Source organism: Campylobacter gastrosuis (assembly GCF_030249845.1).
GTDB lineage: Bacteria > Campylobacterota > Campylobacteria > Campylobacterales > Campylobacteraceae > Campylobacter_A > Campylobacter_A gastrosuis.
On record NZ_JANURM010000010.1, the window covers coordinates 39,697 to 60,579 of the forward strand.

Consider the following 20,883-nt stretch of genomic DNA (forward strand, 5'->3'; position numbering starts at 1 on the left):
TCTTTTCTTATAAATTTATAGGCATTATTACCGTTTGTAACTCTTTTGAAGTGAGTAAAAACGCTAAGTGGTTGTCGTTAAATCCGAACTCAAACTCATCATCTTCAATGCTATTTAAAAAATCAAGCATAAATTTATTTCTCACGCCAATTGAAATTTCATCTTGAACGCCAGTTGTGTATTCTATTGTAGTTTTGGCTTCTGAATTATCTTCAATTATGCTCTCGAATGTAATGCTCTCAGTAGCGATTGTGATTTTTATCGTGTCGCTTAGCATTGAGATTGTCTTAATGCCTTCGCTTATTTTATCCCTGTTTAGCATTATTTTAGTTTTTAGCTCTTTTGGGATTACTTTGTTGTAATCTGGATATTTGCCGTTTATTAGTTTTGTGAAAAACTCAAAATTTGCACTTTGAGCGATTAGGATATTTTCATCGTAGTAAATTTCTATCTTGTCAAAAAATAGCTTTTGCATTTCGTGAATGGCTTTTTTTGGGATGATTAGTGAAAATTCATTTTGAGTTTGTGTTTCAAATTTAAATATTGAAAGGCGTTTTGTATCAGTGCCTACGATATTTATGTAGCCGTCTTTTATGTCAAGCATAGCACCAGTTAGCTCAAATTTTGGGTTGTTGTTATCTATGCTTGGTAGGATTTTTTTAAGACTTCGTCCGAGCATTACAGCGTCAATGTCAAATTTTGCTTTGTTTTGTATCGTTGGGAATTCGGGAAAGTCTTCAAATTTATACATAGGCAGTTTGTATTTTGAGTTTTTTTGCTTTATATAAAGGTAGTTATTCATCGTTTCAAGCAAGACATCTTCATCTTTTAGACTTTTTATGATATCAAGTAATTTTTTGCCGTTTGCTGTTGCTACGCCATCATCAACGATTTTTGCATTTGATAATTTATATGCTAAACCTATCTCATAATCTGTGGCCTTGATGTTTAAAACTCCATCTTTTGCACAGATATAAATATGTGAAGTTATAGCGCTTAAATCACGTTTTTCTAGATATGGATTTGTGTTTGTAACTATACTTTCAAGCACATTTTTATTTATAAAGACTTTCATTTTTTCTCCTTTTTATTTTTAAAATTTTTAGTAGTTTTAGTAGCCGACGTGAAATCGTGAATAACTTCAAAGTCGCCTGAAAATTCGCTGTTTTTTAAGTGAAAAACTATTTTGGTTTTTTCACATTTTTTCACATTTTTCATCTTATTTTCTCATTTTGTTAGGATTTTATTTTTTATTTCATCAACTCTTAGGCGAAAAATTTCATTCGTTTGAATTAGCTCATTTATCTTTTTGATATTTTTGCTAATTGCACTGTGGTCTTTCATACCTTCAAATTGTTTTGCTATGCTTGGCATAGAATTTTGCGTTAAATTTTTAATTAAATAAATTGCAATTCGCCTTGCTTCAACGATATTTGGCACTCTTGATTTGCTCTTTATATCGCTTAATTTTACGTTTAATTCACGTGCTACGACATCTAAAATTTTATCAGCCGTGATATTTTCGTGCTTCTCTTTTATGTAATCTTTTAGGGCATTTTTTGCAAAATCAAGCGTGATTTCGGTCTTCATAATTTGTGCCCAGCTTGTTATAACCGTGATTAAACCCTCAATTTCTCTAATGCTATCGCCTAAATTTACTGCTATGTAGCTTACAATTTCATCGCTTAGCGTGATATTGTTAAACTCGCATTTTTTCTTGATAATCTGAATTTTCGTATCAAGTTCTGGTGGCGTGATATCTACGATTAAACCCCAGCCAAAGCGTGAAATTAGGCGTTCTTCAAAGCCTTTTAGCGTTTTTGGCGGTTTATCTGAGGTCATTACGATTTGCGATTTATTTGCGTGAAGCTCGTTAAAAGTGTGAAAAAACTCCTCTTGTGTTCTATCTGAAAGGCTTAAAAACTGCACATCATCAATGAGTAAAACATCGCATTTTCGGTATTTTTCACGAAATTTATCCATTGCGTGAAGTTTGATTGAGTTTATAAAATCATTTTTAAAAAGCTCGGCAGTTACGTAGATTACGACCTTGCCGTTGTTTAGGCAGTAGTTACCAACAGATTGTAAAAGGTGCGTTTTGCCAAGACCTGTTGAGCCGTAGATAAAGACTGGATTATACATTGTGCCGGGATTTTTTGCCACTGCTTTACAGCCTTCAAATGCAAATTGATTTGAGCCACCAACGATGAAATTTTCAAATGTGAAATTTGGGATTAACATCGTGCTTTGGGTTTTCATCTGCTTGATATCGACCTGATTTATCTTGCTATTTTTGCTTTTGTTTGATACAAGAATGCTCACATTTGGCTTTTTGCCACTTTTTACTTCAAAAAGGTAGGCGATTTTTTGTGCATAGCGTGTGTTTATAAATTTTGCTACAAGCTCATTTGGTGCGTTAAATACGATATTATCATCATTTGAAGCTTTTTCGTTAAATTTAAGCTGCTTTATGTAGCTCTCATACTCTTTGGTTGAGATTTGACTGCCAAGCTGCTCTAAAATTTCATTTACAAGCAAAATTAAACCTTTTTTATACTAAAATAAGCCCCTATTTTATCTTAAATTTAATTAATTTTAACTTTTTTCACATTGTGAATAATATGTGAAAAACTTTTTAATAAAAGGTAAAAATGAAAATTTTAGGTATTGACCCCGGCTCACGAAATTGTGGCTATGCAATTATTGAAAAGACGCTAAAAAAGACGGCATTGTTAGAGGCTGGGCTGATTAAGATTAAGCCAAGCACACTTCAATATCAAATCACAGAACTTTGCGAAGGACTTGATGTGATTTTTAAAAATCACAGCTTTGATGAGGTGGCGATTGAAGACATATTTTTTGCACATAATCCAAAAAGTGTGCTTAAACTCGCACAATTTCGCGGTGCTTTAAGTCTTAAAATTTTGCAGCTTCACGGCGATTTTGCCGAATACACGCCACTTCAAGTTAAAAAGGCAGTAACTGGCAAGGCAAAGGCACAAAAGGAGCAGGTCGCATTTATGGTAAAGAAAATTTTAGGCATTACAAAAGAGATAAAACCGCTTGATATCACGGACGCAATCGCTGTTGCTCTAACTCACGCAAACACGATTAGGATTTAGAAAAAATCTGGGATTTTTTTACCGCTTTTTACCCAAAGGTAGCCCACAATAAAGCTAGCTAATAAAATAAGTGGGACGTAATCTGCTACGTTCATTTTAAGTCCTTTTGCAAATTTTGTAAATTTTTCATTATGTCGCTAAAACGATATAAATTTATGGTAACGCCAAAACCAAAAATAAATATAAAAATTAGCGAAATTATAACTAAAAAATTGAATTTATCGTAATTTGATGACAAAAACGTCCAGCACCCAGCCACACCAGCTGAAAATACCAAAAGTTTGCTTTTTATAGTCTTGATTTGTTTTGATAAAATTTCAATTTTAATCTTAAAATTCTTAAAAAATAGTCTTTTTTGGCTAAAATGTTGCAAAAATTTTAAAGGATAAAAAATGGCAATTTTAAAGGCAGTTTTGATAGGCGAAGTCAAAGAATACGGCGACAAAAATGCAACCGAACCCCTAAAAAAGGCGTGGCGAACGGCTATGTTTAAGGTCGCTTTAAATGGCGAGGTCTTTGCCGATGAGCTTGGATTTAGGGGCGATAGCGTGGCTGACACGAAGCATCACGGCGGCAAAGAGAAGGCGATTTTTGCAAATTCTTACGAAAATTATCCAGCTTGGGAGCAGTTTTTGGGTTTAAAAAATCTGCCTTTTGGTGCGATGGGCGAGAATTTAACAATTAGCGGACTTGATGAAAGTAGCGTCTGTATCGGCGATATTCACGAGATTGGGTCGCTTGTTTTGCAGGTTTCTCAGCCACGAAAACCCTGCTTTAATCTCTCAAAACGCTGGGGCAATGCAAAAATGGCGACTGAAATTTTTAGCACTGGCAAGAGCGGTTGGTATTACAGAGTGCTACAAAATGGCTCGTGTAAGGCTGGGGATGAGGTCAGGGTCGCTAAAAAAGATAGCGTAAATTTAAGCGTTTTGGAGCTAAATCGCCTTTTTTACGCGCCAAATGAGAATTTAAAGACGCTAGAAAAGCTAAAAATGGCACAAAATCTCGCTGGCAACTGGCTAAATGATATCCAAAAACGCATAGAAAACAGCTATGACAACTCATATATGACAAATATGTAATTTAGGGCAAAACCCTAAATTACTCGGCCAAATTCTCGCCTTTTATGCACTCGCTAAAAATGAATTTATGCTCATCTGGCAGGGTTTTGTAAAGCTCATTTGCTAAATTTCTAATCTCCCAAAGGGCTGATTTTGATGAGCGAAGTGATAGAAAATTCTGCAAACTTCTAGCGTTTATGCTCCACGTAAGCTCGGTTTTATAGCACTCTGGCAGGCAGTATTTTACGATATCAAGGCTCGTCGTGGTCGTGGCTAAAATTTCACGTAGATTTTCAAGCGCTTTGATACTTGCGTTATCAACCAGCTCGTTGCCAGTCAAGACGATATATTTTAAGGCTCTTGTAAAGTCGTTTAGCTCAAATTTTGGCTCGTTTTTTAGCTCTTTTAGCGTGTAGCGGGTGGATTTTACGCTTAGACTTGCCATTCTGTGTCGTGCTAACTCTTGAAGCAATGCCCGAGAAATGCCCTGAATGTAAAACGTGTAATGTAGATGTTCAAGCGTTGAGGCGTGTTTGAATTTATTGCCGACCCTGTCAATTAGCTCAATGTCCTTCTCTCCGCCATCATCGCCACGCTCAAAGCTCTGCCAACAAGTCCTAATGGCGTGCGAGCAGACTTTTAGCTCGGTGTGAGTTAGAAGTGAAATTTTCATTTTATCCCCTATTTTTTGGTGTGATTTTATAAAATTTGCACTTATTTTTTGCTTTTTTAAGAAAAATTCTAAGCTGTTAGGTTTAGGCGTAAAATAAAGTAACTAAGCGATGAAAATTTTAAAAATCGCCATTATATTAAAGAAGCTAAAAAGGCGTGGCTTGATATAAAAGCAGATTTTATAATCTCACAAAAATTTAAGCATTCTTTTCATCTTTTAGGACTTTAAATATTAGTCCAAGTCCGACCGCTATGACTGCCACGATAAAAATTAGCTCTGCTATATCAAGTCCGCTCACGTTTTATCCTTTGTTAGTTAGTTTGTTAGTGCCGTTATTTGGGGCTAAAATGCCATTTTTACTAACACTTGTTAGCTTTGTGTTAGTGCTTGTTAGTGGCTCCTTGCTTCGCTCTTTTAGCTGACCGCACGCAGCTGAGATGTCAAGCCCCTTGCTCTGACGTATCGTGCAACTTACGCCGTGAGCCGACATATAGTCTTGAAATTTTATCATCGTTTGGGCATCTGGTCTTGCATACTCGCTGCCTTCGTGCGGGTTAAAGTAGATGAGATTTACCTTTGCCTTTATGCCGTGAAGTAGCTTTACGAGCGTTTTTGCGTCCTTTTGGCTGTCGTTTAGCCCCTTTATCACGAGGTATTCAAACAGCACACGCTTACGCATATCTACTGGGAATTCACGCACTGCTTGCATTACGGCTTCTATGTTGTATGCCTTATTTATCGGCATTAGCTTCGTTCTAAGCTCGTCAGTCGTAGCGTGAAGCGATATGGCGAGCAAAACGCCTAAATTTTTCTCGCCGAGCTTTTTTATCTGACTTGCTAGACCGCTGGTTGATATGGTTTGGCGGCGTGGAGCGATCGCAAGTCCGTCGTTTTCTTTTAAAATTTGCACCGCTTTTGCGACATTTTCAAGGTTGTCAAGCGGTTCGCCCATACCCATATATACGATATTTATACGGCGTTCGTATGGGATATTGTTCGCCTTTTTTATCCATAAAATTTGCCCTACGATTTCTCCAGGCGTGAGATTTCTAGTTAGTCCGCCCTTTGCTGTTAGACAAAACGAACAGCCCATACGACAGCCGACCTGTGAGCTAACGCAGATCGTATATCTGGCGTGGCGTTTGATACCGCCGTCCTCGTGCGTGAGCTCCTCTTTCATCGGCAAAAGCACACTCTCAATGCGTGAGCCGTCAGTCGCCTCAAAAAGATACTTCACGCTCTTATCGCTACTCGTTTCAGAGCGGACGCATTTTAACGGCTCAAAGTGAAAATTTCGGCTTAAATTTTCACGCATATCTTTTGGCAAGTTTGTCATATCCTCAAAGCTGTTTGCATATTTTTTGTAAATCCACTCGTAAATTTGCTTGGCTCTAAATTTTGGATTTAGCTCGTTTTCAAGCTCACAAAGCGTCAAATCTAGTAAATTTCTCAAATAATCCCCTTGTGTTCTAGGTATTCGCACAAGATATCTTTTGCTAGGGCGTGGTTTGTGATGAAGTCCTTGTGTGCGTTTTCGTTGCAAAAATTTGTAGCGATAAAAATACCACGAGCTGGGATATTAAATTTCTTTGCGACCGATAAAACCGAGAAAAATTCCATATTTTCAGCATATGCTCCGAGATTAAAAAGCTTATGCGCCGAGGCTTCATCTTTTGTGATAAAATTTGATGAGTTTATGAATGTTTCGTGTGAAACATCGTTGAAAATTTCTTGTGGGACAGGCACGTATGATTTTGCGTCAAGTAGCGAAATTTCAATGTTTGCGGCATTTTGGCTCTCAAAAATTTCAAACAAATTCCCCTCTTTGTAAAGCCCAGCCGAGCCGATAAAAATAATGCGATTTGGCATTTTTTTACATAAAATTTCAGTCAAATTTATCGCACTCTCAACAAGCCCAACGCCTATTGGAGTTGCAAAGTCAAAACTCTCGCTCTTACCAGCACAAACTATCATTTCAAACCCTTACAAATTTTTGGTAATCATATCAAAAAAGCGATAAATTTTAGGTCAATTTTTAAAATAATAATATAAAATATGCCAATTTTAAAGGGAGAAGTGATGAAAAAATCAAATTTTATTTTCGCAGTCGGTGCGGTTTTGGCAGGTTGTGGCGACTCAAACGTAGATATCGTCAAAAACTATACCTTTGCCGAAGCCAAAATGATGACGATAGGCAGTGCGATAGACGGCTTTAAGGATTGCAAAAGTGTGAAGTGGGCTGATGAGAGCAAGGATGATTTAAAAGTCGTAACCGCAGTTTGCGATGTCAAAGATGAAATTTTAAAGTCGGAATTTGACGCGCAAAACGCAAAATACAACGAAGCGGTCAAAAGAGCCGATGATGAGAAGCAAAAATCTATCGCAAACGCCTTAAACACGATAAATAGGAGTTGCAAAGCATTGCGAAATGAAGCCGAATTTAGCCTTGAAGAGGCGCTAAACGTGGCTAATAAATTTTGCAAATTTGATAGCAAAAAGAGCGGTTTTGTAAAGACCCAGTGCGATGAAAATGGCGTTAAAAACGAGCTTGTAAATACTTACAATGCAAAAGATAGCGGACTTTATCTAAACAACTGCGTGTTTTCATTTGGCATTTTAGCCGAGGCGTCGCAAAGAGAGCCGAATGTTTTTTGGATGGGCGAACTGCCAAAACAGACTGGCAAACGCTCGTATAAATTTAGCTTTTTTGTAAATACTGACAAGAGCGTCAGCCTAAAAGAGATCATCCGCACCGATGATGATAAGACGCAAAAGCTTTCAAAAATGTTTTTAGCAAAAGTTTATAAAAGGGATTAAGATGAAAAAAATTATTTTGTTTTTAAGCGTTTTTGCCTTTGCAAATGAGGCTGAAATTTCGCGATTACAAAGCGGTTGCGATAGCAAAAATATGCTAGATTGCTACGAGCTTGGCAGGGCTTATTCGTTTGGCGACGGCGTGAAGCAAGACTATAAAAAGGCGGTGGAGCTGTTTAGTAAAGCCTGTGAGGGTAAGGTCGCTGACGCTTGTTGGAATTTAAATGTCGCTTACGATAGTGGTCTTGGTGTGGAGATTGATGAGAAAAAGGCTCTGGGCTATCATAAAAAGGCGTGTGATTTGGGTAGATTTTTATCGTGCTTTGACTTTGCGACTTTAAGCGGAGTTTATGGCGATATGAATGCTCAAAAAGAATACTTCAAAAAGGCGTGTGAGCTAGGCAAAAAATCCGATGAAAACGACAAAGAGCTTGTCAAAATGGCTTGTGATGAGGCGAACTAAACGCCTCTAATGCTACATTTGCCAAGCCGATGAAATAGTGCGGTTTTGGCTTTTACATAAAATCTCACTCAAATTTTAATAATCAAACATCTATCTAGCAATACAAACTATCATTTTAAACCTTTAAAAATATCAAAAAACAATAAATTTTTAAATTTAAGTAGTTTTTTATGGGGGGGGGGGGGTAGAATAGGGCAAAAAATTTAAAAGGAGTAAAAATGAAAAAAATTATCTTTGGATTAGTTGCCACTTCGGCTTTTGTATTTGCATATGGTGATTTAAAAGCACTTGAAAAAGAGTGCGAAAATGGAGTTGCAAAATCTTGTCTTGCTACTGGTGATACATATAAACTTCCTACTGGTGATACATATAAAACAAAACAAAACTACGAAAAAGCCCTAAAATATTACACAAAGGGGTGTGAAGCAAAAGAGGATAGTGAGGATAAATTTAACAGTTGCTCTCAGGCTGGTAATATATATATTTTTGGTCAAGGAGGAGTAGAGGAAAATCCTAAAAAGGCAGTAGAGTTATATAAAAAAGCTTGCGATGGTAAAGATAGTCTTGGTTGCCGTGGACTAGCAGGTGCATACTATTTCGGCATAGGGGTAAAACAAGATATAACAAAAGCGGCTGCAATATCTATAAATATCTGTGATGAAAATAATGATGTTACAAGTTGTAATATGTTTGCAACAATTATTGAGAATTCAGATAAACAAAAGGCTTTGATATACTATAAAAAAGCTTGTGATATTGGTAAAAATAAGACTTATGTGCAACAAGACCAAGACGCACAAAAAATATGGCAGGAAGCTTGCAATAAGTATAAAACACTAAAATGATTTAAAAATTTTTAACAAGCAAGATTAAAATTTTAAAGGAGAAATAATGAAAAACATAAAATTTAGTAAAGTCATCTTAGGTTTAGCCGTTACTTCGGCTTTTGTATTTGCAAATGGTGATTTAAAAACACTTGAAAAAGAGTGCGAAAATGGAGTTGTAAAATCTTGTAATTTAGCTGGTGGACAATATTATAATGGTAGTTTTGAAGCAAAACAAGACTACGAAAAAGCCCTAAAATATTTCACAAAGGCGTGTGAAGCAAAAGAGGATAGTGAGGATAAATTTTCAAGTTGTTTTCAGCTCGGTAATATGTATTTTTTTGATCAAGGAGTAGAGAAAAATCCCAAAAAGGCAGTAGAGTTATATAAAAAAGCTTGTGATGGTAAAGAAGGATATGGTTGCGATGGATTGGCAGTTGCATACTATAACGGCATAGGGGTAAAAAAAGATGAAGTAAAAGCGACTGCAATGTTTAGAAATTATTGTGATGAAAATAATCGTGTTTTCAGTTGCAATATGTTTGCAACAATTATTGAGAATTCAGATAAACAAAAGGCTTTGATATACTATAAAAAAGCTTGTGATATCGGAAAAAATGATATTAAACAGCTAATCGTTGGTAAAGAAGTGTGGCAAGACTCTTGCAATAAGTATGAGATACTAAAATAATCTTAAAATTTCTAGCCATAAAGGCTAGAAATTTTTAATTTAAAGCCTTACTCCGATATCATTTTCACGTAAATATCGCTTCAATGCCAAAATTTCAATCTGCTTAAAGTGAAATATACTAGCAGCCAAAGCAGCGTCCGCACCAGCTAAAAACGCCTCCTTAAAATGCACCATTTGCCCGGCTCCGCCACTTGCGATGACTGGGATATTTAGCTCACGGCTCATCGTGCCAGTTAGCGTCAGCTCAAAGCCGTCCTTTGTGCCGTCCTTGTCCATTGAGGTTAGCAAAATTTCCCCAGCGCCACGACTTGCCACTTGCCTAGCCCAGCTAAACGCGTCAAGCCCAGTATCAATCCGACCGCCGTTTATGAAAACGTGGTATCCACTAGCCGTTTTTTTGGCATCTATGGCGACCACCACGCACTGCGAGCCAAATTTTTTAGCTGCCTCGTCTATGAGATTTGGGCTCTTTATCGCAGCTGAGTTTAGGCTCACTTTATCACAGCCCACGTTTAAAAGCCTTGAAATATCGTCAATCTCTCTAATCCCGCCACCCACCGTTAGCGGTATGAAAAGCTCACGAGCCACCTTTGCTACGACATCAACGATAGTTTTATTACCCAAATGCGAAGCCGTAATGTCTAAAAAGCACAGCTCGTCAGCACCCTCGGCGTTGTAGCGTTTGGCGACCTCGACTGGATCGCCAGCATCAACCAGCCCCACGAAATTCACGCCCTTTACCACGCGTCCGTCTTTGACGTCTAGGCAGGGGATTATGCGTTTTGCAAAAGTCATTTTAAGCCTTTAATTTTTGCCAATTTTAACCAAAAAAGCTTTAAAATTTAGACTAAATGTATTGCAAAAGTTTTATCACGTATTAGCCACAGCGTTATCTTTACTGATATTGCAAGTTTTTTTGCTTTAAAAACACCACTCTGCCTTCTCTCTGTGCCGTGTATTTGCTTAAAAATTTAAAATTTATTAAATAAATAAAAAAATGATATGAAAATTTGATAAAATACCCAAAATTTTAAAGGTAAAAAATGCAAGAAGTTAAAGATTATTACGATAAAATGCCCTATTTTTCGGCAGCTTTTGCGGATAGTTCGCCAGTTAGGCTAAATGCAATTGGCGAGTTTTTAAACCTAAATCCGCCGCCACTAAAAACGGCTAGAATTTTAGAGCTTGGCTCATCTTTTGGGGGCAATATTTTGCCATTTGCAATGGAGTATCAAGACGCACGGGTCGTTGGCATTGACATATCTTTAACGCAAACAAGTCTTGGCAATAAAATCGCAAACGACTTGGGGCTTAAAAATTTCACGCTTTTGCAAAAAGACATTTTTAAACTCACGGATGCCGATTTTAAGGGGCTTGGCGAGTTTGATTATATTATTGCCCACGGGCTTTATAGCTGGGTTAGTGATGAGGTTAGGGCTGGGGTTTTAGCGGCGATTAGGCGGTTTTTATCGCCAAATGGTATCGCTTATATCTCGTATAATGTATATCCGGGCTACTCAACATTTAGTATTTTAAGGGAGTTTATGCTCTTTGCTGGGCAGGGTAAAGATGATAGATTAGGCGTGGCAAAAGGCGAGCTGAAATTTCTATCAGACTACCTAAAAATCGCACTTCAAGCACAACAAGACGCCACGCTAAAAGATACGCTAAAACTAATGCAAACTCAGTTAAATTTCTTGCAAAATATCACAAAAGATCCAAAAAATGACTACTATATTTTGCACGATTTTTTAGAGAACTTTAACAAGCCGACATATTTTTATAAATTCGTAGATGAAATCGGCAAATACGGGCTTTGTTACCTGCTTGATAGCGATTTGGGCGATATTTTTAGCTCAGGGCTTGGGCTGTTTCGTTTTGACGCTCATATTGAAAAATACTATCAAAAAAGAGTGCAAAAAGAGCAGATGAAAGACTTCTTATTAAACCGCTCGTTTAGAAAGAGTTTAGTAATGAAAAAAGAGGTTTTAAACGGCAGTGATGACTTTGAGGTAAATATCACGCCAAGCGAAATTTCAAGGCTTTATGTGAGTGCTTGTTTGGAGAAAAAAGATGAGAATTTTTATCTAAATAATACACTTTTAAACCCAGAATTTAATGAAATTTTTACCAAATTTTATGATAACTATCCTCAAAGTTTAAGCCTTGAAAATTTTAACGATAAGCAAACGGCAATTTATGCATTGCTTGAATTAATCTCAAATCAAAACGCAGTAATTAGCACAAAAGAGCTAAAAAAGGTGGAATTTATTAGCGGTAAAACACGGCTAAAACCGCACGTTAAGGCGTATTTTGAGTATTTTTTAAACACGCAAAATCCAGTGATTTTACTTGCAAATCATCTAAATAAAAAGGCAGATTTTAGTAAAAACGAGCTAGAAGTCGCCATTAATTTTGATAAGATAAACGAGCTAAATGAGCTTGAAAATTTCATCAAAGATGAGTGGCAGATAAAGGATAGGCGTGAGTTTGTTAAGACTTTGTTTAACAAACTACAAAGTGGATATTTTTTAACTAACGTTAGTTGTTAGTGCTTTTATGCCGTAATACACGATATTTTAGCTATTTTTTACTAACGCTTTACTAACACAGCTGCTATTTTGTTTTGGCTTAAACTGCCTTTTTATGGTAAAACGTGCAGGACTAACAAAATCACTAACGCGTTAGTAACGCACGTTATTAACCTTTAAAAAATCACGCAAATCATCATATTCGCTCTTTTCAAAGTATCGCCATTTACCCTCTTTTAGCATACCAAGATCAACCCTACCAAAGCTAACGCGCTTTAAGTCCATAACTTCAAGGTCAAAATAGCCAAAAAATCTGCGAAGTTCGCGGTTTTTACCCTCGTTTATCATCACTCTAAGCTTTGTGTAACCGCCACTGCTACCAAAAATTTCAAATGAAACAAATGGGGCGAATTCCATTGATTTGATCGCTGTTTTAGCGTGCGCTCCTTTGGTAGCGTCCGCAGCGAAAAAACCCTCTCTCATCGCCGTTTTTACCTCTTCGTTTATCTCGCCCTTGATTTTTAGGTAGTATTCGCGCTCAATGTCGCTATTCATCAAAGCGGTCGCGATCGCCGGCGCGTCCGTAAGCAAAAGCAGTCCCTCGCTGGCATAATCAAGCCGTCCAATGCTTACAAATTTAGAAAATCCGCGTGGCAAGTTATCATAAATGGTCTTTCGCCCTCTGTCATCTTTTTTAGTTACTAGCTCGCCCTTTTGCTTGTGATAAACAATCATCGTAAAATCTTTTTTTAGCTTTACTAGCTTACCATTTATCTTTATCTTATCGTCATCGCTAACACTAACAAACTCACTAACAACTTTGTTATTAACGCTAACTTTGCCCTGTTTTACCAGCTCATCAGCCTCACGGCGCGAGTAGTTTGTGTTATGAGAGATGAATTTATTTAGACGCATTTTTTGCATTATTTTAACCCCAAACTTGTTAAATCGTGTATGTGAAGTAGCCCTAAAATTTTGCCATTTTTAGCTACTATTAGAAGCTGAATTTTGTATTGCTCTATCACGCTAAGCGCGTCAATGGCTAACATATTTTCATCATCAATTATCTTTGGATTTTTGGTTGCGTAGTTTATAGCTTTGTCGTTTATGTCAAAATTTTCACTCATCAAGGCACGTCTTAAATCGCCATCGCTTAAAACAGCTACTAACAAACCGCTTTTATCTGTTAGTAAAACGTTACCGATTTTGCCGTGTGTCATCGTATCTATCGCAGTTTTTAAACTAACATCATCACTAACAACTGGCAAATTTTGCGTTAGCATTATATCTTTTACCTTAACAAAAAGTCGTTTACCAAGTGCTCCGCCGGGATGAAAATTTGCAAAATCCTCTTTCCTAAAATCACGCTTTTTCATAAGACAAACCGCCAAAGCGTCGCCCAGTGCTAATGTCAGCGTGGTTGAGCTTGTCGGAGCGGCATTTAGCGGACAGGCCTCTTTGTCAATGTCAAGCCTTAAAAGCACATCGCTAAATTTTGCTAACGTGCCACTAACACTTTTACTCATACCAATAACACTAACGCCAAAACGCTTTATGTGAGGCAGGATTTTTGTTAGCTCCTCACTCTCTCCGCTAAAACTAATGGCTAAAACTACGTCGCCCTTTTCTATCATACCAAGGTCACCGTGCATAGCCTCTGTTGGGTGCAGAAAAAAGCTAGGCGTGCCGGTGCTTGCTAGCGTGGCTGCGATTTTAGCACCGATATGACCGCTTTTGCCAACACCAGTTACTACGACTTTACCCTTTGAGTTTAGTATCAAACTCACCGCTTTTTCAATCTCATCGCCTAAAATTTCGGCATTTCTTAACAACTCATTTGCTTCAAGTCTTAGCACATCTTTTGCGATATTTACAAGCTCACTCATTTTAAAACCTTGTCTAGCCACGAATTTTTAGCTTCATCTGTTAGCCTTATTTGCTCATCTTTTTTGATAGCAAAAAGCCTTAAATTTGAAAATTTCTGCTCTTTTTCATCATCAATTTCTTGGCTGTTATCGTAAATATAGGCGTTTTTGCAAAGTGGTAAAATTCTAGCTAAATTCTTAAAACTCTGCTCATATCTACGCTCTAAAACAGCCTCATCAATGCTGTGTCCGTTCTTTTTAACCCTGATTTGAACCCTTTGCTTTGAAAGTGCTACACTACTTAATCCAACGTAAAAAAGCGTGAGTTCATAGCCCATTTTAATGGCTTTTTTGATGAAATTTACAATGCCGTTGCCACTTAAAGTCGTTTCAACATTAAAATCCACGCCACGTTCTAAGTAAGAATTTCTAAGCTTTAAGGCGAGTTTAGCAGCTCTATTTTGATCGGCTAAATTTCTCCAATCCCCAAACTCTCTAACGAGCTCATCTGAGTTTATTCTAGCACCATAAAAGCTGTCATTTTCAAGCTGATTTACGTAAAATGTTGATTTACCAGCACCATTTACACCAGCAAAAATGTATAAATTTTTCACGCCACGCCTTACATTATATATATTATCGGCACAATTGTCGGATATTTTTTGACTTTTCTAAAAATATGCTTTCTAAGAACTTGGCGGATTTGGCTTTCAAGCATTCGGTTGTCTTTTAAAAGCTCCTCTTTGACGTTGCTTAAAAACTGCACCAAAATTTCTTGCATCTCCTTGCTAAACTCGGCGTCTTGCTTGTTTGCAACAAGTCCGTAGCTAATAACTCTTGGTTTGCCAATTAGCGTTTGATTGTGGCTTGAAATTTGAGCGATTATCATCACCACACCCGCCTCGGCTAAATTTTGGCGGTCAATGACCACATCATCGGCGATTTGCTTATTTATTTGATTATCAATAAATACCTTGCCGGTCTTAACGGTCTTAACACGCTTCATATACTTTTGGCACACCTCAACCTGATCGCCGTCGCTCATTAGATAGACATTTCTCTCATCTACACCGCAGCTTACCGCCGTCTCTTTGTGCTTTGCTATGTGGTTATACTCGCCGTGCACTGGCAAGAAGTATTTTGGCTTAATTAGCCTAATCATCAGCTTTTGCTCTTCTTGTGCGGCGTGACCTGAGACGTGAATTTCGCTAAAATCTTGATACGCCACACTTGCACCAGATTTGATTAAGAAATTTAGCACCCTTGAAACACTTGCTTCATTGCCAGGTATCGCCTTTGAGCTGATTATTATCTGATCGGTTGGTTTGATTTTTATATATTTATGCTCATCAGTTGCCATTCGGTATAGTGCCGACATCGTTTCGCCCTGTGAGCCAGTTGTTACGATTAGAACTTCGTTGTCTTTAAATTTGTTAACTTCGTTTGCGTCAATGAAAATTTTGCGGTCAAGCTTAATGTAGCCAAGCTCCATTGCTGTAAATAAATTTCGCTCCATACTTCGTCCGATGACACAGACCTTTCGGTTGTATTTTAGTCCCCACTCAATGGCTTGATAAACTCTGTGGATATTTGAGCTAAACGTGCTCATTATCACGCGTCCATTTGCCTTTGAAAAGATCGCATCAAAGGTCTTACCCACGCTACTTTCGCTTTTGGTAAAGCCCTCTTTGTAGCTGTTCGTGCTATCGCTCATAAGGCATAAAACGCCCTTTTCGCCGTAATATGCTAGGCGTCCTAAGTCGGTTGGAAAGCCGTCAATTGGCGTGTGATCTATCTTAAAATCGCCCGTGTGAATGATAGTGCCGGCCTTTGTCGTAATCGCTAACGCCGAAGCGTCAATGACTGAGTGCGTGATATGTATCCACTCTATCTCAAAGTCGCCGATTAGATAAGGTTTTCGCTTCTCGACCGAGCGAAAGAGTGAGCGTTCGCTTTTTAGTCCGTGCTCTTCAAATTTGTTATTTATCATACCAAGTGGTAAAGGCGTGGCGTAGATTGGGAATTTAAACTCCTTAAAAAAGTAAGGCACGGCACCGATATGATCTTCGTGTGCGTGAGTGATGATAATACCCTCAACCTTGTCTTTTATCTTTCTAACGTAGTCAAAATCAGGTATTAAAATATCTACGCCGTGCATACCCTCGCTAGGAAAGCTCATACCGATATCAACGATAATCGCGCTCGTTTCGGTTTCAAATATCGTCATATTGCCGCCGATCTCGCCAAGTCCGCCAAGTGGAGTTATGCGAATTTTATGCTCACTTGAATTTAGATATTTAAGCGGTTCTAAGACTAGCTCGTGCGTTGCGTTATTTTTTTGCATTGCGTTTGCGATATCTTGCTGCCACGGCTCATTGCCATTTAGCTTAGCTGGCAAATTTTTCTTTGGCTTTTTGTTTTTCTTTTTTGGTGCTTTTTGCTCGGTTTCACTAACGCTGTTAGTTGTGTTAGCGTTAGTGTTAGCTTCTTGTTTGTTAGTATTTTTTTTGTTTTTATTTGGCTTGTTTTTCGCCTTTTTTTGGGGTGTTTCATCATCAAATGGGGCTGCAAAAAAGTTATCAACCACATCTTGCGTTTGGCTAACGTTAGTGTTTGTTAGTCCCTCTTTGTTAGCTTTATTTTTAGGGCGAAAACGGCGTCTTTTGTTTGGTTTGCCGTTAGTTTTGCTCTCGTTGTTTTCGTTCATTTTTTGCCTTTATTAAGTTATAAATTTCTAAATATAAGGCGACATTTAACTCGTGAGGACGTGAATTTAAAGCCAAATTTAGCTCGTTAAAGATGAGATTAGTTAAGCTTTTATCAAATTTAGAGCTTAAATTTTTAAGCAAAGTCTTTCGTGGCGCTATAAACGCAACACGCAAAAATTCCTTGAAATTTTCATAATCATTAAAATCACTAAAAATTTCAAATAAATCTCTATCTTTTTGTATCTTTAAGACCGATGAAACCACCTTTGGAGCTGGGCTAAAACACTCAGGCGACACGTCAAAAAGTATCTCACTTTTAGCGTTTAGGTTCGCTAAAATTCCAAGTGCGTTTAAATCGCCATTTTTGCTGGCAAATTTCATAGCCACCTCTTTTTGCACCATTACGATAATGCAAACACAAAGCGGGTCGGCAAGTGCGTCAATTATCATCTTTGTCGCGACATAATAGGGCAAATTTGCCACCAAAATATATGGCGTTTCGCGCAAACTACCCTGCTCTTGCCTTGCTAAAACAGCGTCCTTATTTATCAGTCTAAATCGTCCCTCATCTAGCTCGTTTTTAAATTTTTTCTCTAAATTCGCTATTAAATCGTTATCAATTTCGTAACTTATTAGATTAAATTTCGCATTTAAAAGCCAAAGAGTCAAATCACCTAAGCCAGACCCAATCTCAACGACATTACCGCCAAAATCCGGCGTAGTATGGTTGGGAATCGCTTTGATGATCTTATCTAAAACGCTACTATCTTTTAAGAAATTTTGCCCAAAATGCTTCTTTGCTCTTACCAAAAATATCCTAAACTCATAAAATTTCGCCGATTGTATCTAAATTTTGCTTAATTTTAAGAAAATGGTTTTTATCACAATTTTATCATTTGACGCAAACTTCAACCGATATGTTTTTTGATATAATTAAAAATTAAATTTAAAGGAGAAAAAAATGCAAATAAATTCGCAAGAGGTTACCCAGGCTCCGGGCAACAACACCGTTTTTCAAACTTGGCTTTTAAATAGCGATGAAAATACGTATAAAAATGGCTTTGAGAGGCTTTGCGCTTTGGTTATAAATTTAAACAAAACAGCCAAAGTGAGATTTGGTGCGGAGGCGAATGTAAATTGCACTATCGCTATCGGATATAACGCTTGGTTAAAACTAGGTTTGCCAAAACCTTTGCCAAAAGAGCTCGTTAATTTTAAAGCGATAAAAGGCGATAAACACGAAGCAGTAAGCACTTCTGGCGATATTCACGTGCATATTAGAGCGTTAAATGCGGCGGATTGCTTTGATATGGCACAAAACATAAAGTCCGAGCTTTTTAAATTTGCCGAGCTCACAGATGAAACTCAGGGCTTTAAATACCACGACGGCAGAGCGATTATCGGCTTTGTAGATGGTACTGAAAATCCAAGCGGTAAAGACCGAGATTATTTTGCCAAAGTCGGCGACGAGGATGCGAATTTTAAGGGCGGAAGCTACGTATTTACGCAAAAATATAAGCATAAAATGGAGGAGTGGAATGCTGTTGGCGTGAGCGAACAAGAAAAGGTCATCGGTCGCACGAAAGCCGATGATATAGAGATGAGCGAGAATGAAAAGCCTAGCAATTCGCACTCCGCCGCAGCAAACGTAGGTGATGATAAAAAAGTCGTTCGTGGAAATATGCCTTTTACTCAGGGGGGTATGGTGGGGACATATTTTATCGCATATGCAAGCACATTTTCTACGGTGGAGGCGATGTTAAATAAGATGTTTATTGGCGAACCGCGCGGTAACTCCGATAGATTGCTTGATTTTAGCACTCCAATCACCGGCGCTTTGTATTTCGCTCCGACTTTTGATATGCTTTCGGATTATCGCGCGAAACAATCTTAAAAATGTGTGTTATTACCACATTTAGTCAAAAATTTTAAGCCTTTTTTTGTTAAAATCAGGCAAAATTTTCAAAGGATTACAATGCTAAAAAAACAAGCCGATACCATTAGATTTTTGTGCGCCGATATGGTGCAAAAGGCAAACAGCGGACATCCGGGCGCTCCTATGGGACTAGCCGATATTATGGTGGTTTTAAGCCAGTTTTTAAACCACAATCCAAAAAATCCAAACTGGCTAAATCGCGACAGACTCGTATTTTCAGGCGGACACGCAAGTAGCTTGGTGTATAGCTTTTTGCATTTAAGCGGTTATGATTTAAGTCTTGATGAGCTTAAAAATTTTCGCCAACTAGGCTCAAAGACGGCTGGACATCCAGAGATTCACACGCCGGGCGTTGAGATAGCAACTGGACCATTAGGACAAGGCGTGGCAAACGCTGTTGGCTTTGCAATGGCAGCTAAATTTGCAGCAAACCTGCTAAACACGCCAGAAAATGAGCTGATAAATCACAAGGTTTATTGTCTTTGCGGGGACGGCGACTTAGAAGAGGGCATAAGCTACGAGGCTTGCTCTATCGCTGGGAATTTAAAGCTTGATAACTTGGTGTTAATTTACGACTCAAACAATATCACGATTGAGGGCGATACGAGCATAGCTTGGAGCGAGGATGTTAAGGCTAGGTTTGAAGCTCAGGGCTGGGAGGTCGCGCGCATTGACGGGCACGATTATGACCAGATTGAGTTTGCTCTAAATGAGGTTAAAAACAAAGAAAAACCATATCTAATCATCGCAAAAACAAGCATTGCAAAGGGTGCTGGTAAGCTTGAAGGCTCTCATCACAGCCACGGCGCACCGCTTGGCGAGGACGTGATAAGAGAGGCTAAGGCTGGGGCTGGGTTTGATCCTGAGCTGAAATTTCACATTAGCGATGATGTGCTTTTGCGTTTTAGAGCGGCGGTTGAAAAGGGCGATTTGAGCGAGAGGTTATGGCAAAAACAGCTTGAAAATTTAAATGATGAGAGTAAAAAGCTTCTAAATGCGCTCTTAAATCCAGATTTTAGCAAAATTTCATACCCTGATTTTAGCGGTAAAAAGGTAGCCACGCGCGATAGTAACGGAGCTATCATAAATGCCATAGCCACCGCACTGCCCGGCTTTATCGGAGGCTCGGCAGACCTTGCGCCGTCAAACAAAACCGAGCTTAAAAATATGGGCGACTTTCCAAACGGACGCAATATCCACTTTGGTATCAGAGAGCACGCAATGGCAGCCATAAACAACTCCTTTGCCAGATACGGACTTTTCTTGCCGTTTAGTGCGACATTTTTCATTTTTAGCGACTATTTAAAGCCAAGCGCAAGAGTGGCTGCGCTTATGGGCGTAAAGCACTTTTTTATATTCACGCACGATAGTATCGGCGTTGGCGAGGACGGACCGACGCACCAGCCAATAGAGCAACTATCGCAGTTTCGCGCTATGCCAAATTTCTACACATTTCGCCCAGCTGACGGCGTAGAAAACGTCAAATGTTGGCAAGTGGCGTTAAATTTAAACGCTCCAAGCGGTTTTGTGTTATCTCGTCAAGGACTTGAACCACTGCCAAATGCCGTTTTTGGCGATGTGAAAAATGGCGCATATTTGCTAAAACAAAGCGAAGTTGATACTGAAATTTTAAGCCGTGCTGCCGAGCAGGGAAAAGCTCCACACGTAACGCTAATCGCAAGTGGTAGCGAGGTCGGCGTTTGCTTAAAAGCAGCAGAAATTTTAGAGCGTGAAGATATCGGCGTGAGCGTAGTTTCAGCCCCTTGCTTTGAGCTTTTGTGTAAGCAAGATGAGAGCTACGTGGCTAAAATTTTGCCTAAACACAGCCTAAAAATCGCCGTTGAAGCCGCAAGTGCTTTTGAGTGGTATAAATTTGCCGACATTGTTTATGGTATGAGTAGCTTTGGCGAGAGTGGCAAGGCTGAGGCGTTGTTTGAGCATTTTGGCTTTACGGGAGAAAAAATCGCCGATTTTGTAAAGGCTAATCTAATTTAAAAGGCGATTTTTCGCCTTTTCTCTTAATTTTTAAAATTTTTTCACAAATTCTCTCTAAACCCCTAAACGTTTTTTTTTTTTTTGCCGATTTGGGTTTTAACAAGCAAAAAGCTTGAAATAAAACTTAAAAGGATACACAATGAGTTTTCGCATTAACACGAACGTAAATGCCCTAAACACCCACGCAAACGCAGTTGGCA

Annotated in this window: 21 protein-coding genes; 9 read left to right on the forward strand and 12 right to left on the reverse strand. The window is 38.4% G+C overall.

Annotated elements, in window-relative coordinates; all coding sequences use genetic code 11:
- Positions 1-7: 7 nt before the first annotated feature.
- On the reverse strand, positions 8-1,075 hold the full coding sequence (dnaN, locus tag NYG85_RS08020) for a DNA polymerase III subunit beta (protein WP_284937971.1): 1,068 nt from the start codon (positions 1,073-1,075) through the stop codon (positions 8-10).
- A 152-nt stretch (positions 1,076-1,227) separates the two neighbouring features.
- A complete protein-coding gene (gene dnaA, locus NYG85_RS08025; protein WP_284937972.1) occupies positions 1,228-2,538 on the reverse strand; it encodes a chromosomal replication initiator protein DnaA in 1,311 nt (436 codons plus the stop codon).
- A 113-nt stretch (positions 2,539-2,651) separates the two neighbouring features.
- On the opposite strand from dnaA, the gene ruvC reads away from it, so the two are divergent.
- A complete protein-coding gene (gene ruvC, locus NYG85_RS08030; RefSeq protein WP_284937973.1) occupies positions 2,652-3,122 on the forward strand; it encodes a crossover junction endodeoxyribonuclease RuvC in 471 nt (156 codons plus the stop codon).
- 91 nt (positions 3,123-3,213) lie between these two features.
- On the opposite strand, the gene NYG85_RS08035 is transcribed toward ruvC, so the two are convergent.
- Positions 3,214-3,399, reverse strand: coding sequence for a hypothetical protein (locus tag NYG85_RS08035; protein WP_284937974.1), 186 nt, complete (start codon positions 3,397-3,399; stop codon positions 3,214-3,216).
- 115 nt (positions 3,400-3,514) lie between these two features.
- Here NYG85_RS08035 and NYG85_RS08040 point away from each other — a divergent pair, with 115 nt between their 5' ends.
- A complete protein-coding gene (locus tag NYG85_RS08040) occupies positions 3,515-4,204 on the forward strand; it encodes an MOSC domain-containing protein (RefSeq protein WP_284937975.1) in 690 nt (229 codons plus the stop codon).
- A gap of 19 nt (positions 4,205-4,223) precedes the next feature.
- Here the strand turns inward: NYG85_RS08040 and thyX are convergent, their stop codons facing one another.
- The 3 genes from thyX to NYG85_RS08055 form a co-directional block, all read right to left on the reverse strand.
- Positions 4,224-4,856, reverse strand: a complete 633-nt coding sequence (gene thyX, locus NYG85_RS08045; protein ID WP_284937976.1) for an FAD-dependent thymidylate synthase — start codon at positions 4,854-4,856, stop codon at positions 4,224-4,226.
- A gap of 301 nt (positions 4,857-5,157) precedes the next feature.
- Positions 5,158-6,309: a dual-specificity RNA methyltransferase RlmN gene (gene rlmN, locus NYG85_RS08050; RefSeq protein WP_284937977.1), complete on the reverse strand. Its 1,152-nt coding sequence runs from the start codon at positions 6,307-6,309 to the stop codon at positions 5,158-5,160.
- A complete protein-coding gene (locus NYG85_RS08055; RefSeq protein WP_284937978.1) occupies positions 6,306-6,830 on the reverse strand; it encodes a purine-nucleoside phosphorylase in 525 nt (174 codons plus the stop codon). Before NYG85_RS08055 ends, rlmN begins: the two co-directional genes overlap by 4 nt.
- A gap of 105 nt (positions 6,831-6,935) precedes the next feature.
- On the opposite strand from NYG85_RS08055, the gene NYG85_RS08060 reads away from it, so the two are divergent.
- The 4 genes from NYG85_RS08060 (at position 6,936) to NYG85_RS08075 (ending at position 9,648) form a co-directional block, all read left to right on the forward strand.
- Entirely contained in the window at positions 6,936-7,673 is a 738-nt protein-coding gene (locus NYG85_RS08060) for a hypothetical protein (protein ID WP_284937979.1), read from the forward strand.
- Between the two features lies 1 nt (position 7,674).
- Entirely contained in the window at positions 7,675-8,133 is a 459-nt protein-coding gene (locus NYG85_RS08065) for a tetratricopeptide repeat protein (RefSeq protein ID WP_284937980.1), read from the forward strand.
- A 218-nt stretch (positions 8,134-8,351) separates the two neighbouring features.
- The gene (locus NYG85_RS08070) at positions 8,352-8,978 is read left to right on the forward strand and encodes a tetratricopeptide repeat protein (protein WP_284937981.1); all 627 of its coding nucleotides are present in this window, start codon (positions 8,352-8,354) and stop codon (positions 8,976-8,978) included.
- Positions 8,979-9,024: 46 nt separating this feature from the next.
- On the forward strand, positions 9,025-9,648 hold the full coding sequence (locus tag NYG85_RS08075; RefSeq protein WP_284937982.1) for a tetratricopeptide repeat protein: 624 nt from the start codon (positions 9,025-9,027) through the stop codon (positions 9,646-9,648).
- Between the two features lie 39 nt (positions 9,649-9,687).
- Here the strand turns inward: NYG85_RS08075 and hisF are convergent, their stop codons facing one another.
- Positions 9,688-10,443 carry an imidazole glycerol phosphate synthase subunit HisF gene (gene hisF, locus NYG85_RS08080; protein ID WP_284937983.1) on the reverse strand — a complete coding sequence of 252 codons (756 nt, stop codon included), beginning with the start codon at positions 10,441-10,443 and terminating at the stop codon, positions 9,688-9,690.
- 248 nt (positions 10,444-10,691) lie between these two features.
- On the opposite strand from hisF, the gene NYG85_RS08085 reads away from it, so the two are divergent.
- Positions 10,692-12,200 (forward strand): class I SAM-dependent methyltransferase, encoded by a 1,509-nt coding sequence (locus NYG85_RS08085; protein WP_284937984.1) that lies wholly within the window; start codon positions 10,692-10,694, stop codon positions 12,198-12,200.
- A gap of 132 nt (positions 12,201-12,332) precedes the next feature.
- Here NYG85_RS08085 and NYG85_RS08090 read toward each other — a convergent pair whose 3' ends face one another.
- From NYG85_RS08090 to rsmA, 5 genes are read right to left on the reverse strand one after another with little or no spacing between them, the layout of a single operon-like run.
- On the reverse strand, positions 12,333-13,094 hold the full coding sequence (locus NYG85_RS08090) for a pseudouridine synthase (protein ID WP_284937993.1): 762 nt from the start codon (positions 13,092-13,094) through the stop codon (positions 12,333-12,335).
- An 8-nt stretch (positions 13,095-13,102) separates the two neighbouring features.
- Complete coding sequence (locus tag NYG85_RS08095; RefSeq protein ID WP_284937985.1) at positions 13,103-14,065, reverse strand: KpsF/GutQ family sugar-phosphate isomerase; 963 nt, start codon at positions 14,063-14,065, stop codon at positions 13,103-13,105.
- Entirely contained in the window at positions 14,062-14,658 is a 597-nt protein-coding gene (locus tag NYG85_RS08100) for an ATPase (protein WP_284937986.1), read from the reverse strand. The genes NYG85_RS08095 and NYG85_RS08100 overlap by 4 nt, the downstream gene beginning before the upstream one ends.
- An 8-nt stretch (positions 14,659-14,666) precedes the next feature.
- The gene (locus tag NYG85_RS08105; RefSeq protein WP_284937987.1) at positions 14,667-16,751 is read right to left on the reverse strand and encodes a ribonuclease J; all 2,085 of its coding nucleotides are present in this window, start codon (positions 16,749-16,751) and stop codon (positions 14,667-14,669) included.
- Positions 16,723-17,562 carry a 16S rRNA (adenine(1518)-N(6)/adenine(1519)-N(6))-dimethyltransferase RsmA gene (gene rsmA / locus NYG85_RS08110; protein ID WP_284937988.1) on the reverse strand — a complete coding sequence of 280 codons (840 nt, stop codon included), beginning with the start codon at positions 17,560-17,562 and terminating at the stop codon, positions 16,723-16,725. Before rsmA ends, NYG85_RS08105 begins: the two co-directional genes overlap by 29 nt.
- A gap of 151 nt (positions 17,563-17,713) precedes the next feature.
- On the opposite strand from rsmA, the gene NYG85_RS08115 reads away from it, so the two are divergent.
- Positions 17,714-18,646: a Dyp-type peroxidase gene (locus NYG85_RS08115; protein WP_284937989.1), complete on the forward strand. Its 933-nt coding sequence runs from the start codon at positions 17,714-17,716 to the stop codon at positions 18,644-18,646.
- 81 nt (positions 18,647-18,727) lie between these two features.
- On the forward strand, positions 18,728-20,683 hold the full coding sequence (gene tkt, locus NYG85_RS08120) for a transketolase (RefSeq protein WP_284937990.1): 1,956 nt from the start codon (positions 18,728-18,730) through the stop codon (positions 20,681-20,683).
- Positions 20,684-20,883: the final 200 nt, after the last annotated feature.